15 protein-coding genes are annotated in these 14,507 nt (G+C 69.8%); 11 read left to right on the forward strand and 4 right to left on the reverse strand.

Annotated elements, in window-relative coordinates; genetic code table 11:
• Positions 1–26: 26 nt before the first annotated feature.
• Both BKK79_RS25505 and BKK79_RS25510 read right to left on the reverse strand, forming a co-directional pair.
• Positions 27–1,028: a tripartite tricarboxylate transporter substrate binding protein gene (locus BKK79_RS25505; RefSeq protein WP_156811533.1), complete on the reverse strand. Its 1,002-nt coding sequence runs from the start codon at positions 1,026–1,028 to the stop codon at positions 27–29.
• Positions 1,029–1,172: 144 nt separating this feature from the next.
• A complete protein-coding gene (locus BKK79_RS25510; protein ID WP_071017582.1) occupies positions 1,173–1,955 on the reverse strand; it encodes a GntR family transcriptional regulator in 783 nt (260 codons plus the stop codon).
• Positions 1,956–2,561: 606 nt separating this feature from the next.
• Here BKK79_RS25510 and BKK79_RS25515 point away from each other — a divergent pair.
• From BKK79_RS25515 to BKK79_RS25545, 7 genes are all read left to right on the forward strand, one after another.
• A complete protein-coding gene (locus BKK79_RS25515; RefSeq protein WP_071039188.1) occupies positions 2,562–4,055 on the forward strand; it encodes a hypothetical protein in 1,494 nt (497 codons plus the stop codon).
• A gap of 201 nt (positions 4,056–4,256) precedes the next feature.
• Entirely contained in the window at positions 4,257–4,673 is a 417-nt protein-coding gene (locus BKK79_RS25520; protein WP_071017579.1) for a hypothetical protein, read from the forward strand.
• The gene (locus BKK79_RS25525; RefSeq protein ID WP_071017577.1) at positions 4,670–5,368 is read left to right on the forward strand and encodes a C39 family peptidase; all 699 of its coding nucleotides are present in this window, start codon (positions 4,670–4,672) and stop codon (positions 5,366–5,368) included. Before BKK79_RS25520 ends, BKK79_RS25525 begins: the two co-directional genes overlap by 4 nt.
• 11 nt (positions 5,369–5,379) lie before the next feature.
• Positions 5,380–6,240: a hypothetical protein gene (locus tag BKK79_RS25530; RefSeq protein WP_071039189.1), complete on the forward strand. Its 861-nt coding sequence runs from the start codon at positions 5,380–5,382 to the stop codon at positions 6,238–6,240.
• A gap of 85 nt (positions 6,241–6,325) precedes the next feature.
• The gene (locus BKK79_RS25535; RefSeq protein ID WP_071039190.1) at positions 6,326–7,750 is read left to right on the forward strand and encodes an acetate kinase; all 1,425 of its coding nucleotides are present in this window, start codon (positions 6,326–6,328) and stop codon (positions 7,748–7,750) included.
• Between the two features lie 157 nt (positions 7,751–7,907).
• Positions 7,908–8,420, forward strand: coding sequence for a DUF1269 domain-containing protein (locus BKK79_RS25540; RefSeq protein WP_071017571.1), 513 nt, complete (start codon positions 7,908–7,910; stop codon positions 8,418–8,420).
• Positions 8,421–8,524: 104 nt separating this feature from the next.
• The gene (locus tag BKK79_RS25545) at positions 8,525–9,367 is read left to right on the forward strand and encodes an SDR family oxidoreductase (protein ID WP_083384326.1); all 843 of its coding nucleotides are present in this window, start codon (positions 8,525–8,527) and stop codon (positions 9,365–9,367) included.
• Positions 9,368–9,369: 2 nt separating this feature from the next.
• Here the strand turns inward: BKK79_RS25545 and BKK79_RS25550 are convergent, their stop codons facing one another.
• Positions 9,370–10,320 carry a LysR family transcriptional regulator gene (locus BKK79_RS25550; RefSeq protein ID WP_071017569.1) on the reverse strand — a complete coding sequence of 317 codons (951 nt, stop codon included), beginning with the start codon at positions 10,318–10,320 and terminating at the stop codon, positions 9,370–9,372.
• Positions 10,321–10,454: 134 nt separating this feature from the next.
• Between BKK79_RS25550 and BKK79_RS25555 the strand changes: the two genes are divergently transcribed.
• The 4 genes from BKK79_RS25555 (at position 10,455) to BKK79_RS25570 (ending at position 13,861) form a co-directional block, all read left to right on the forward strand.
• Complete coding sequence (locus BKK79_RS25555; RefSeq protein ID WP_071039191.1) at positions 10,455–11,819, forward strand: acyclic terpene utilization AtuA family protein; 1,365 nt, start codon at positions 10,455–10,457, stop codon at positions 11,817–11,819.
• Positions 11,816–12,154, forward strand: coding sequence for an AtuA-related protein (locus BKK79_RS25560; RefSeq protein ID WP_071017565.1), 339 nt, complete (start codon positions 11,816–11,818; stop codon positions 12,152–12,154). The genes BKK79_RS25555 and BKK79_RS25560 overlap by 4 nt, the downstream gene beginning before the upstream one ends.
• A 58-nt stretch (positions 12,155–12,212) precedes the next feature.
• A complete protein-coding gene (locus BKK79_RS25565) occupies positions 12,213–13,193 on the forward strand; it encodes a Bug family tripartite tricarboxylate transporter substrate binding protein (protein WP_071017564.1) in 981 nt (326 codons plus the stop codon).
• 110 nt (positions 13,194–13,303) lie between these two features.
• On the forward strand, positions 13,304–13,861 hold the full coding sequence (locus BKK79_RS25570; RefSeq protein WP_071017562.1) for a hypothetical protein: 558 nt from the start codon (positions 13,304–13,306) through the stop codon (positions 13,859–13,861).
• A gap of 32 nt (positions 13,862–13,893) precedes the next feature.
• Here BKK79_RS25570 and BKK79_RS25575 read toward each other — a convergent pair whose 3' ends face one another.
• Complete coding sequence (locus tag BKK79_RS25575) at positions 13,894–14,394, reverse strand: cupin domain-containing protein (RefSeq protein WP_071017560.1); 501 nt, start codon at positions 14,392–14,394, stop codon at positions 13,894–13,896.
• Between the last annotated feature and the right edge of the window lie 113 nt (positions 14,395–14,507).

Below are 14,507 nucleotides of genomic sequence, written 5' to 3' on the forward strand. Positions count from 1 at the left end.
CTTCATTCGTTCCTTCGGGTTCCGTCTCAATCAGGGCTCGCGCCCGAGTAGCGCACCACCTTGGCCCAGCGCTTGATGTCCTCGCGCACGAAGCCGGCGAAGGCCTCGGGCGTGCTGCCCACCGGCTGCGCGCCGTCGTTCTCCAGGCGCTTGCGCACGGCCGGCGAATCCAGCCCGTGCCGCACTGCCTGGTTGAGGGCCTGCGTCACCTCGCGCGGCAGCCCGGCCGGGCCGAACAGGCCGAACCAGGCATTCGACTCGAAGCCCTTGACCGTGTTGCCGATCGGCTCCGCGCCGGGGAACTGCGGCAGCGGGCCGGGACTGGTCACGCCGAGCACCTTGAGCTTGCCCGCCTTGACGTGCGGCATCACGTTGACCGTGCTGGCGAACATCAGGTCGACCTGGCCGGCCAGCAGGTCGGTGATCGCCGGCGCGGTGCCCTTGTAGGGGATGTTGACGATGTAGGTGCCCGTCATCATCTTGAACATGTCGCCGGCCATGTGCAGCGAGGAGCCGACCGAGCCGATGGCAAAGTTGTACTTGCCGGGATGGGCGCGCGCCAGCCGGATCAGCTCGGCCACATTGCTGGCCGGCAGGCCGGGCGTGGCCACCAGCACGCTGGGCACGGTGGCCACCAGCGAGATGGGGGTGAAGTCCTGCACCGGATCGAAGGGCAGCTTCTTGTACAGCGAGGCGTTGATGGTATGGCTGGTGAAACTCATCAGCAGCGTGGTGCCGTCGGGCGTGCTCTTGGCGACCTGGTCGGCGGCGATATTGCCGCCGGCGCCGGGACGGTTCTCCACCACCACCGGCTGGCCGAGCTCGCGCGAGATCTCCAGGCCGATGGTGCGCGCCATCAGGTCGGTGGTGCCGCCGGCCGGCGCGCCCACCAGGATGCGGATCGGCTTGCCACCGGCGATCTCGGCGCGCGCGGCCGGGGCCGCGAGGGCCAGGCCGGCGAGCGCGGCGAGCGCGCCGAGGGCTGCGGAGACGGCGCGCCGGCGGCGTGCCGCCGGCAGCAAGAACATCGGACGGAAGCGGCGTGAATCACGCTGGCTGCGGATCGGCATGCGGATGGCTCCTTGTTCCGGGATGGTTGGAACCGTGCAGTATCGCCCATCCGCCGACCGGCAGGGCAGGGCAGGGCCGGGCCGGGCCGTTCCCGGCGGTCCTCAGTCGTTCAGGCCCGCGCGCATCTCGCTTTCGACCCAGACATTGGCGCTGTCGCCGCCGGCCGGCGACAGCTCCATGCGGTATTCGTAGCGGTCGGGGCGGTACTGGCCCAGCAGGAACTGCACGGGACGTCCCTGGCTGTCCTTGACCACGCGGCGCACCGCCAGCAGCGCGCCGCCGACGGGCACGTCCAGCAGCGGCGCGACCACCACGTCGGCCAGGCGCGCGCTCAGCACCTGGGTGGCCCGCCCCAGTTCCACGCCGCCGGCTTCGAGCAGGCGCAGCATCGGCGTGGTCTCCAGGTCCTTGCGGGTCAGCGGCCGCCCCAGCGCCGCCGGCAGGTAGGCGGTGATGTGCGACAGGGGGCGGTTGCGGTAGTGGCGCACGCGCACCACCTTCAGCACCGGGTCGCCGGGCTGGAGTTCGAGCGCCTCGGCGACCTCGGGCGTGGCATGCACCTCGTCGATCGAGATCACCTTGACCGAGGTCTTCTCGCCCATGTCGATGATGTTGTCGAGCAGGCTGCTGGTGCGCTCCTCGGCCGTCACCGCGGGCTTGGGCGGTTGCGGGTTGACGAAGGTGCCCAGGCCGCGGTGGCGCCGCACCAGGCCTTCCTGGACCAGCCGGTCGAACACACGGCGCATGGTGACGCGCGATGCCTGGAACTGCTTGGCCAGGTCGATTTCGCCGGGCAGCGGGCCCTGGCCGAAGCGGCCCTCCACGATCTGTTGGCGGAGTACCACGTAAATCTGGTGATACAGGGGGACGACGGCTTCACTCATGGCTTACCTTGCAGACGCTGGCAGGGACGGAATGGTGTAATGTACGTTGCATCATACATGGAGCCGGGCGCCGTTGCACGAAGGCCGCACTCGGGCGCCTATGCTAGCGCGTATCCTGCTGTCGGCGAGGCGGGATGCGACCGAAAAACAACATCTACCGCGGTGCGCGCCCGTGTCTCCGCCATACCCGCGCCAGGGTCTCTCAACCGTGTTGCAGCCGCGAAACAGCCGCCATGAGCCTAGGCGGGCGCTCGTCCGCTTCTGCTAATGCGCTGAAAGTGAAGGGATTTTCCTCAACCGCCTGGCGGGAAAACCATGGCCCGAAATTCCCATCTGTCACGCTGATGTGACACGGGGCCAGCATTTTCCCGGCCGCGGGACCCGGCCACCTTGGCCGGGTCCGCGCCCTGCCATTCTGCCCCGGCGCAAGCTCTTGTATCTGTTGGGTTTGCGCCGGTATCGCGCACGGGCGGCGAGAGCTGGCATCGAATATGCGGAGTGTGTGGCCGGTCCGGCAATGCGCGGACCAGGACCGGTTGCCGCCAATCCCCGAAAACGGCGTCAACCGGTGATGTGGAAGTCTAAAGACGTTCCTGGGAGCACTTCATGAACAAGACTCTACTAGCGTCAGCCATCGCGCTCGCGTTGGGCGCGGGCGGCCAGGCTATGGCGAACCCAACGGCCACCAATACGGCAGGCAGCAACAACAGGGAGACCGCAACCGCAACGTCGGCACAGTCCGGTGCCGGCGCGTTGGCGAATGAAAATTCCAGCGCATCGCAGGACAACAGCCAGCACAACTCGGCCGCCATCAACGTGACGGCCAACCGGACCAAGACCACCACCACCACCACCACCAAGACGAAGGGCTGGAACACCTTCAGCGATGCCTATGGCAACGCCGGCGCCAACAACGGGAGCACGGCCGTTGCCAGCTTCAGCAACGCATTCAATACCAGCAAGGCGGTGGCGATCAGCAAGCTGCAGGGCTCGGTCAGCGGCCTGTCGATCAGCAACATCGGTAACTGGGCGCAGAACAACGGCAACGCCAACGGCGCGCGCGGCGGCATGGGCGGCACCGGCAACGGCGGCATGGGCGGCACCGGCAACGGCGCAGTCGGTGCGGTGGGCGGTGCTGGCGGAACGTCGACCAATCATGGCGCACAAGCCGGCAATTCGACCAACGGCGGCGCAAGTGCCGGCAATGGTGGTGCCGGTGGCGCGGCGTCCGGCAGTGGCGGCGACGGCGGTTCCGGCCGCGGCTCCGGCGGTGACGCGCTCAGTGCCAGCGTCGGCGTTGGCGGCAGAGGCGGGAGTGGCAGCGGCACCGGTGGCGATCCGCAGGCCGCGACTGGATCCGGCAGCGGTGGCGCCGGTGGCGGTGCGGGCAGCAGGGGCGGCGGTTCGCTTGGCGTAAGCGCTGGCGCAGGTGGCGATAGCGGCGCTAACGGTGGTGTTGCCCTCGGCGGCCTGCTCGGTGGTGCGAACCATCACTCCAGCAGCAGCGGCACGGGCGGTTCAGCCAACTCTGGCGCGACCGCTGGCAACGCCGGTAACGGCGGCGGCGGCGCGGTCAGCACCGCAGGCGGCAACTCGGCCGCAGGCGGCGGCGCAGGCGGTGGCGCCACCGGCGGTTCGTCGATGGCCAGCGGCGGCAACGCTGGTGGTACTGGTGGCACTGGCGGCAATGGCTCCGGCGGTATGTCCGTGGCCACTGGCGGTGCCGGCAGCGGCACCGGCGGCGCTGGTGGCGATCAAGCCAGTGTCGGCGGCAACGGCGGCGCGGGCGGCTCGGCCAGCAACGGCAGTTCGTCCACCATGGCCAGCAACGGCAGCGCGACGGCCGGCAATGGCGGCAATGGCGGCAGTGGCGGCTCCGGCGCGGGCGGTACCGGTGGCGTAGGCAATGGCGGTGTGGCAGGCGCCGGCGGCGCGGGCGGCTCGAACTCCGTCAACGCCGGTACCTTCAACATGTCCAGCACCATGTCCGCGGTCGGCAATGCGGCGGCCGGCATCATGGTGGTCAGCCAGAACAGCGGCCTGGCCTCGCTGGCGCAACAGGCTGTCACGGTGCAGTCGAACCTGACCGTGGGTCACTAAGCGGCAGGTGAGACAAGGCGGGATCCCGGAGGATGGCGGGATCCTGCCCATGCCCGATGTCATGCAGTGCGATGCACAGGCCGCGGTACGCGCGGGAAAGCGGCGCGTGCCGCGGCCTGTGCCGCCGCGGTCAAATGCCATTACCAGGGCGCGGTGCGGCGCGCGTGCCGGCGGGCGGTGGTGGCGGAAGGAGAGAACATCATGCGCATGTTCCGAATCGCCCTTGCGACGCTGAGCGGGGTTGCCTTGAGCTGGCCCGCGGCGTTCGCCTTGGCCGGACCCGCCGCGATGGACGCGGCGCAGGGCCAGGCGGCGGCCTTGCAGGCACCCGCGGCGGGATCGGCCGAGGGCGGCGCGGCGGCGAGTGCCGACCCGTTCGGCAAGCCCGTGGCCAGCGATCGGCTCGGCGATCTGCGCGGCGGTGCGCTGACGATCAGCGATATGGATGTGGCGGGTACGGTGGCGAACAATACCGCCAACCGGGTGATGACGGGATCGAACGCCATCAACGAAGGTTCGTTCGCCAATGCGAGCGGCCTGTCGACCGTGGTCCAGAACACCGGGGCGAACGTGCTGATCCAGAACGCGACGATCCTCAATATCCAGTTCAAGCCATGAGACTGGCACGCTCTCTGCTGATCGCCGCGCAGCTCTCGCTGGCGCTGCTGCCGGCCGGCGTGGCATATGCGGATATCGCCAACGTGCAGGGCAGCCAGGGCGAGAATTACCAGGTCCGGGTGGTCAGCCTCAAGCAGGCGCGTTTCAAGACGACCATCCAGCAGCAGTATGACTTCAGTTGCGGCTCGGCCGCAGTGGCCACCCTCCTCACTTACCAGTACGGCTACAAGATCAACGAGGAGACGGTGTTCCAGGAAATGTACCAGAGCGGCGATCAAGCGAAGATCCGCCGCGAAGGATTCTCGCTGCTCGACATGAAGCGCTTCCTCGAATCGCGCGGCTTCATGGCGGACGGCTACGAGCTGCCCCTGTCAAAGCTCGAGGAAACGCAGATACCGGCCATCGTGCTGGTGATCGAGAACGGCTACCACCACTTCGTTGTCGTCAAGGGCGTGCGCGGCTCCCGTGTGCTGATCGGCGATCCCGCCACCGGCACGCGCGCGATCTCGCGCGAACACTTCAACGCGATCTGGGACAGCCAGTTGCTGTTCGTGATCCACAACCACGAGGAGGCGGCGCGCTTCAACCTGGCCGCCGACTGGCGGGTCGCACCGAGCGGGCCGCTGGAGATGGGGGTGAACCGCGACAGCCTGTTCTTCACGGTCATGCCGAAGCATGGCCCTGGGGATTTCTAGGAATCGAGATCATGTTGCGAACCCCACTGCCCCGCCCGCGCTCCGGCGCCGGTGCGCGGGCCGCTGCGGCGCTGCTGGGCCTCGGACTGGCCTGGTGCGGCGCCGCGCAAGCGATCAATCCGCTGCAGCGTGAAGACGGCGCTGGCGATGCGATGGCTGGCGCGTCGGCCAGGTCCGGGCAGGGCAGTGCGCTGTCGCGCGCTCGAGACGGCATGGCGGCCTGGGAACCGGTCGCGGCCGAGCGTCTGGAAGCGCTGCGTGGCGGCTTCGATGTCGGCGCGGGCTTGCAGGTGTCGTTCGGCATCGACCGCGCCGTGCTCATCAACGGCCAGCTCGTGGTGTCGACCAGCCTGAACATTCCCGACATCAGCCAGATCACGGCGGCGCAGGCCAATAAGCTGGCCTCTCTGCTCGGCAATGTCAGCGCCGTGGTGGCGAATGCCAACAATGCCGCAGCCGCGGCGGGCAGCAATGGTCGCGGCGGTAATGGCGCCAACGGTGGCAACGGTGGCAACGGTGGCAACGGTGGCAACGGTGGCAGCGCAAGCGTGCCGGGTACGTCCGGCGCGGCCGCGGCGGCGGCACTGGTCGGAGGTGCCGGCCTGCCGACCACCGTGTCCAGCAATGGCACCACCACCGTAGCCACCAACGGCCTGCTGACGCTGGTACAGAACGGCGGCGGCAACAGCATCGCGCCCGGAGCCATTCCCGCCTCGCTGGCTGCCACGGTGATCCAGAATTCACTGAACAACCAGGCCATTGCGAGCCTGACCAGCATCAATGCCGCCGTCAATACCCTGGGCGCCTTCCGTGCGATGCAGGCTGGTGCGTTACTGAACAGTACGCTGATCCAATCGGCGGTATCACGGTGATGGTTTGATGCAGTGAAGCCCGAACAGGCGAGCAGGTAGCGGACGCCTGCGCAATCAGTCCGCCGTCCTGGGGAGGAGAGACGTGATGAAGACTTGGTCGTTACGGGGGATCGGCCTGGCCGGATGTTCGACCTTGCTGCTTGGCTCGCTGGCGCATGCGCAGACGCAGCCTGCAGTGGAAGACGTCGACACATCGGCCACGAAGCTGGAGGCGCTCAAGCGCGAGGTGGCCGAGCAGGCCGCGGCGCTCGATGCGATGAAACAGTCGATGGCGCAGCAGGAAGCGACCATCCGGGAATTGCGCGGCGTGCTCGGGCTCGATGTGCTCGCGCGCAAGCGCGGCGGCCAGCGTGCCGGCAGCGGCACGCCGGTGACGCCGAGCGATGCCGCGACCGCGGCCACCGCCGGCGCGGCGGCGACCAGTGCGACGCAGTCCGTACCCAATTTGCCACCCAATGTCGTGCAGGGCGCACAGCCCGGCAGCGCGCAGGGCGACGGCATGCCGCTGGCCGGCGATCCGGAGCCCGTCGGCGTGGCGCCGCAGCGCGACGCGCGGCCGCCGGAGGTGGCGCCGATCTTCGACCAGCCCGGCGTGCTGACGCCAGCGAAGAAGCTGGTGATCGAGCCCTCGTTCCAATATGGCTATTCCTCAAGCGATCGCGTGGCGCTGATCGGCTACACCATCATTCCCGCCATCCTGATCGGCCTGATCGACGTGCGCCAGGTCAAGACTTCGACCTATGTGTCGGCGCTGGCTTTCCGCTACGGACTGACCAACCGGCTCGAGATCGAGGCCAAGGTGCCCTATGTGCATGCGACCACCGACACGATCAGCCGCGAGATCTTCACGGGCTCGGCCAATGACAACGCCTTCGGTGCCTCGGGCTCGGGCCTCGGCGACGTCGAAGCGACCATCCGCTACCAGCTCAACCAGGGCACCGAGCGCCTGCCCTACTTCATCGGCTGGCTGCGCTACAAGTCGCGCACGGGGCGGGACCCCTTCGAGGTCACCACCGATTGCGTGACGCGCTGCGTGGCCAATACGACGGGCACGGGGCTGCCGCTGTCGATGCCGACCGGCACCGGCTTCCAGGCGATCCAGCCCGGCATCACCTGGCTGTTCCCGAGCGACCCTGCCGTGTTCTTCGGCACCTTCAGCTATCTGCACAATTTCACGCGCAGCAATGTGAGCCGCACCGTGCTGGGCGGGCAGCAGGAGTTCCTCGGCGATATCCGTGCAGGCGACATCTTCGAGTTCAGCTTCGGCGTCGGCCTGTCGCTCAACGAGAAGGCATCGTTCAGCATCGGCTATGACCAGAGCATCATCTGGCCGACCAAGCAGAACGGTGCGACGGTGCCGGGGTCGGTGCGCGTCACCCTGGGCACCTTGCTGGTGGGTTACTCGTACCGGTTCAGCAAGCGCTATACGCTGAACGTGTCGGTGGGCGCGGGCCTGACGCGCGACACGCCGGACCTGCAGGTCACGGTCCGGCTACCGATCACTTTCTGATGGCGCGTGCCGCACCGGGTGAAGCGTGCGAGCCTTTCCCCGGATGCCGCCTTGCGCCGGCCATGCCGCTGGCGTACAAAGAAGTCAGCCACTCTTCCCGAGCGGCGCAAGCCGGCGGGGTGCAGAGGAGGCAACGTCCTCAAAGGAGGAGACGACCATGCGCAAACGTATCTTCTGGTTGTTGCCGGACACGGCTTGCGCGCGTCGCGCAATGGACGACCTGCTGCTGGCCCGCATCGAGCACAGCCGCATCCATTTCGTGGCGCGCGAGGACACGGACATGACGGGCCTGCACGAGGCCAATCTGTTCCAGACTTCCGACATCGTCCACGCGGCCGAGATGGGCCTGATGGTGGGCGGCGGCGTGGGCATCGTGGCCGGGGTGGTGGTGGCGATGTTCCCGATCGTCAGCGATTCGCCGCAGTGGGGCCTGGTGGGGGTGCTGGCGGTCCTGGGCGCGATCATCGGAGCCTGGGCGTCCAGCATGATCGGCAGTTCGGTGCCCAACAGCCGTCTGCGCTCGTTCACGACCGACATCGAGGCCGGCAAGATCCTGCTGATGGTGGACGTGCCGCGCGGCCGCGTAGACGAGATCGAACAGCTGCTGCAGCGGACCCATCCGGAAGCCCGCTTCGCCGGCCTGGATCCGGCCATACCGGCCTTCCCCTGAACCGTTCCGGCCCGGCATGCCGGGCATGCTGACGCGGCCGGCCTGCGGGCCGGCCGCGTCGTTGCCGGCTGCGGTATAGTCTGCGCATGACTACCGCACCCGACATGCCCGCAGCCTCCGCGGCATCCGCTTCGTCAACTTCGTCAGCCTCGTCCGCAACTTCCGCCGCTTCATCTCCTGCGGCCGGCGCGCCATTCGCGCTGCACGGCCGCGTGGCTCTCGTCACCGGCGGTGCGCAGGGCCTGGGCGAGGCCATTGCCGCGGGCCTGGCCGCGGCGGGCGCCCACGTGCTGGTGGTGGCGCGCTCGGCGCCGCGCGTTGCCGCCGCCGTCGACCGCTTGCGCGCGCTAGGCGGCAGCGCCGAAGGACTGCCGCTGGACATCACCGACGATGCCGCCGTGGAGGCCGCCTTCGCGCACATCGATGCCGCGCACGGCCGTCTCGACATCCTGGTCAACAATGCCGGCGCGCGCCAGCGCAGTACCATGGCAGAGCTCGGCGCGGCCGAGCTGCGCAGCATGCTGGAGACCAACCTGGTGGCGCCGTATGCGCTGTGCCGCCACGCCGCGCAGCGCATGCGCGCGGGTGGCTACGGGCGCATCGTCAACGTCAGCTCGATCGCCGGCCAGGTAGCGCGCTATGGCGACGTGCTCTATCCGGCCACCAAGGGCGGGCTCGATGCGCTCACCCGTGCCATGGCCGCCGAACTCGGCCGCGAGGGCATCACCGTCAATGCCGTCGCGCCGGGTTATTTCGCCACCGAACCCAACCAGCCGATGGTGGCCGATGCCACCGTGGCGCAGTGGCTGCGCGACCGCACCTCGCTGGGCCGCTGGGGCAGGCCGGACGAAGTGGCCGGCGCGGTGGTGTTCCTGGCCTCGCCGGCCGCCTCCTATGTCACCGGCCACGTGCTGGCCGTCGACGGCGGCTACCTCGGCCACTTCTAACTCTAACGCGGCTGACGCGGCTGACGCGGTTTCAGGCGCGGACCCGGACCCGTCCCGGCGCCGGCCCGGCCGTCGCCGTAGTGCGCGCGCAGGTCCTCGATCAAGGCCGCCGCCGCGGCGGTGTCGCCACGCTCCTTCAGGCGTATCAGGCAGATATCGCGCGACAGTCCGGGGATCTGCAGCGGCCGCACCACGAGGCCCTCGCGGCGGAACTGGAACAGTGCCAGCGTCGGCACCGCGGTGATGCCGAGGCCGGCCGCCACCAGCCCCGCGACCGTGGCGAGCTGTTCCACCTCCATCACGCCTTCCAGGCGCTCCGGGTGCAGCGCGGCGTCCAGGTGCTGGCGCACGCTGCTGGTGCGCGAAAGATGGATGAAGGGATGGCCGGCCAATGCCTGCGGCGTGACGCTGCGCCGCGCGGCCAGTGCGTGGCCGGCCGGGCAGACCAGGTGGAAGCGCTCGCGCAGCAGCGGCTCGACGCGCAGGTCGGCGGCCTGGGCCGGCGCCGGCGCCAGCGCGAAGTCGGCGCGGGCGCGCCGCACGAGGTCGATGCAGCCGTCGGCCAGCAGGTCGAACAGTGCGATCTCGATGCCCGGATAGCGCGCGCGGAAGGCCGCCAGCAGCGGTGGCAGGTCGCCCGCCGCCAGCGACGGCAGGGCGGCGATGGAGACGCGCCCCTTGCGCCGCAGCGCGTGGTCGCGCAGGTCGGCCAGCGCCGCCTCGAAGTCGGCCAGCAGGCGCCGCGCCACTTCCTCGAAGCGCCGTCCGTCCGCGCTGAGCTCGACATGGCGCGTGGTGCGCTCGAACAGGCGGCTGCCGGCCTGCTCTTCGAGCGTGTGGATCAAGGTGCTGAAGGCCGACTGCGACAGGTGGCAGGCCTGTGCCGCGCGGGTGAAGTTGCGTTGCTCGGCGAGCGCCACGAAGGCGCGCAGGTGCTTGACCGACAGGTTCATGCGGCGGACCCGTTCTGTTCATCCAGGATTTCGATAGATTAATCCAAACTATCCATTTCTGAGATAACTGCGTCCAACCTAGAATGGCCTGGCCGGCGGGAATCGTCCCGCCGCGATCCAGGATGGTCCGTTCCATGACCGCATCATTGTTGATCGGCTCGGGCGCCGGTTTCTCCGGCGACCGTACCGATGCCGCCCTGCCGGTGGTCCGCACGCTGATCGCGTCCGGCCAGCCGGGCGTGCTGATCTTCGAGACGCTGGCCGAGCGCACCTTGGCGCTGGCCCAGCTCGCGCGCCGCCAGGACCCGGCAGGCGGCTACGAGCCGCTGCTCGACGCCCTGCTGAGCCCCGTGCTGGAGCCTTGCCTGGCGCACCGCATTCCCATCGTCGGCAATTTCGGCGCGGCCAATCCGCGTGCGGCGGCGCGGCGCGTGCTGGCGCTTGCCGCCAGCCTCGGCCTGCCGGCGCCGCGCGTGGCGGTGGTCGAGGGCGACGACCTCTCGCATCCTGCCGGCCGCACGCTGCTGCAAGGCATCGTCGGCGCGGACTTCGACGCGGCGCGCCTGGTCTGCGCCAATGCCTATATCGGCGCCCAAGGCATCGCCGACGCCCTGCGCGCCGGGGCCGACGTGGTGGTGTGCGGCCGCGTGGCCGACCCGGCATTGGCGGTAGGGCCGGCCATGGCGCACTTCGGCTGGTCCTGGCAGGACTGGGACCGCCTGGCATGCGCGACCATCGCCGGCCACCTGCTCGAATGCGGGGCGCAGGTGACCGGTGGCTACTTTGCCGATCCCGGTTTCAAGGACGTGCCCGACGTGCACGCGCTCGGCTACCCGATCGCGCAGCTCGGCGCGGACGGCGGCATCGAGATCTTCAAGGCCGCCGGCACCGGCGGCTGCGTAGACCTGCGCACGGTGAAGGAGCAACTGCTGTACGAAGTGCACGACCCCGCCGCCTACCTGACGCCGGACGTGGTGGCAGACATCAGCGCGGTCACGCTCGCACAGGCCGGCCCGGACCGCGTGGCGGTGCGGCAGGTGCGCGGCCACCCGCGTCCCGAGCAGCTCAAGGCCAACCTGTTCTACGAAGGGGGCTGGATCGCCGAAGGCGAGATCTCGTACGCCGGTCCCAATGCGGCCGCGCGCGCGCGTCTGGCGGCGCAGATCGTGCGGCGGCGCATGGAGGGGCTCGGCCACGCGGTGCCGATCCGCTTCGACCTGATCGGCGTGCTCAGCGTGTTCGCCGACGATGCCGGCGCCTTGCTCGGGCAGCCGCGGCCGGGCGAGGACGCGGCCGCCGACGTGCGCCTGCGTGCCGCGCTGGCGCACGACGAGCGCGAGGTGGCGCAGGCGCTGCTGCGCGAGGTGAACGCGCTCTACACCTGCGGTCCCGCCGGCGGCGGCGGCGTGCGCACGGCGCTGCGCCCGCGCCTGAACGCCACCTCATGCCTGGTGCCGCGCGGCGCCGTGTCCCCCAGCCATACCCTGATCGCATCATGACCGAGACCGTCGCGCTCCACCGCCTTGCCCACGGCCGCACCGGCGACAAGGGCAATCGCTGCAACATCAGCGTGATCGCCTACGAGGCGGAGGATTTCGCCCACCTCGCCGAGCACGTCACCGAGCAGGCCGTCGCCACCCTGTTCGAGCACCGCCGGCCGAGCGCCGTGCGCCGTTACCTGGTGCCCTCGCTGCAGGCGATGAACTTCGTCATCGACGGTGTGCTCGACGGCGGCGTCAACGACGCGCTCAACCTCGATACGCACGGCAAGGCCCTGGCCTTCCTGCTGCTGCAACTGGAGATCCCGTTGCCGCCGCGCCTGCGCGCCGCCTGACCTCTGCCGCGCGCGCGGCCCCCTGCAAGACCCTCAGCAAAACACAGGAGACAACCCCATGCCAGCCATTTCCCGCTCCGCGCGCGCCGCGGCGCTCGCCGCCGCCGCCTTCGCCGCCCTTGCCCTGCCCGCCGGCGCGCACGCCGAGTTCCCCGACAAGCCGATCCGCTTCGTGGTGCCGTTCGCCGCCGGCAGCGCCACCGACCAGCTCGCCCGCGCCATCGGCCAGGCCATGAGCGTGGAGGCCAAGGTGAGCGTGGTGGTGGACGACAAGCCGGGCGCCAACGGCTTCATCGCGGCCGGCGACGTGGCCAAGGCCAGCCCGGACGGCTACACGGTGCTGATCACGACCAACACCACGCACGCCGCCAACGAGCACCTGTACAAGAAGCTGCCCTACGACCCGGTCAAGGATTTCGCGCCGCTGAGCGCGCTCGGCCGCGGCGGCCAGATCATGGTGGTCAATCCGCAGCTGCCGGTGAAGACGGTGGGCGAGTTCATCGCGCTGGCGAAGAAGCAGCCGGGCAAGCTCAGCTTCGGCAGCGGCAGCTCGTCCTCGCGCATCGCCGGCGAGCTGTTCCAGCAGATGGCGCATGTGGAACTGCTGCACGTGCCCTACAAGAGCAATCCGCTTGCCGTCACCGACCTGCTCGGCAACCAGATCCAGATGATGATCACCGACACCGCGACCGGCCTGCCGCAGGTCAAGAGCGGCAAGCTGCGCGCGCTGGGCGTGTCGGGCAAGGCGCGCTCGCCGCTGGCGCCGGACGTACCCACCATCGACGAGGCCGGCGTCAAGGGCTATGAGATGAGCTACTGGTTCGCCGCCTATGCCCCGGCCGGCACGCCGCCGGCCGTGGTGGGCCGGCTCAATGCGCTGCTGGTGAAGGCCGCGCACAGCGAGACCGCCGCCACCTTCTACCAGACCACCGGCACCGAGGTGTTCACCGGCAGTCCGGCGGAGCTGGCGAAGTTCCAGGCGCAGGAGTCGGCCAAGTGGGGCCGCATCATCAAGGCGGCCAACATCCAGCCGGAATGACGCGGCGGCGCCGGGCGGCGCCCGGAGCCCCTGCCGGCGGCAGGGGTTCGCCGCCGCGCGGGTCGGCGCGCGGCTAAGATGCGGCGGTCTCCCACCTTTTCCCGCTTGCCATGTCCCATCCCGCCAGCAGCGCGCAGGCGCTGATCGAAACCTATATCCGCGCCAAGGACGAGAACCGCCCGCATCGCATGGCTGCCGCCTTCGCCGCGGACGCACAACTGCGCATGACGGTGAAGACCGAGGCCATCGCCTTCCCCGCGGCCACCGAAGGCCTGGCGCAGATCAGCGACGTGCTGGTGCGCCGCTTCGGCCAGCGCTACGACAATGTCTACACCTTCTGCCTGGGCACGCCGCCGGCGCCCGACGCGGATGCGTTCACCTGCGCCTGGCTGGTCGGCATGAGCGACAAGGACAGCGGCGGCGTGCGCGTGGGCTGCGGCAGCTACGACTGGCGCTTCGCCATGGGCGAGCCTCGCCGCGTGCAGTCGCTGGAGATCGTCATCGAGGCGATGGAGATCCTGGCGCCCGAGGCCGCGCACGACGTGCTCGACGGCTGGCTGGCCCGGCTGCCCTATCCCTGGTGCGGGGCGGCGCAGGCGCGCGCCCGGGCGCCGGCCCTCGACGGCCTGGCGCCGGTGCTGCAGTTCCTCGCGGCCGTCGGCTCCTGAGTGCTGCTGGCGCCTCTCGCGGCGGGGCGGCGTCAGCGTGCCGTACCCGCGTCGGAGGCGGGCGACCCCGGCGGCGGGGTGCCGGGGCGATCGAAGACCTCCACCGTGTCGCCCGTGCGCACCGAACGCTTGCCCAGGCGCGGGAAATCCACGATCTCGGCCTCGCGGTGCTCACCGCCGCACAGGTAGACCAGGTCCTGGTCGCCGGCATTGACCAGGTGGTGGGCCACGCCCGTGGCCGGGAAGGCCATGAAGTCGCCCGCGCCGACCTCGAACACCTCGCCGTCGATTTCCGCGACGCCGCGTCCCGAGAGGATGTAGATCCACTCTTCTTCGAGGTGATGCGCGTGATACACGAAGGATTCCTTGCCCGGCGGCACCGTGGTGAAGTTGACGCCGGTGCGGCGCAGGCCGAGCATGCGGCCGAGCCTGGCGCCGGTGATCTCGGAGTTGGGGTTCCAGGGGTGGCGGAAGGTGTGCAGGCCGGCCTGGACCTGGTCGGCACGCAGCAGCAGGGGATGACCGTCTTTCATGGCTGCGCTCTCCTCGACGGAAGCTCCAGCCTCCAGTCTAGAACCTGCGCAGGGCGTGCGCGGGATCTGCGCACGATGTGCGCACGGTGGGCGGATCTGCGCCGGACCCGGGC

Source organism: Cupriavidus sp. USMAA2-4 (assembly GCF_001854305.1).
Classification (GTDB): Bacteria; Pseudomonadota; Gammaproteobacteria; order Burkholderiales; family Burkholderiaceae; genus Cupriavidus; species Cupriavidus malaysiensis.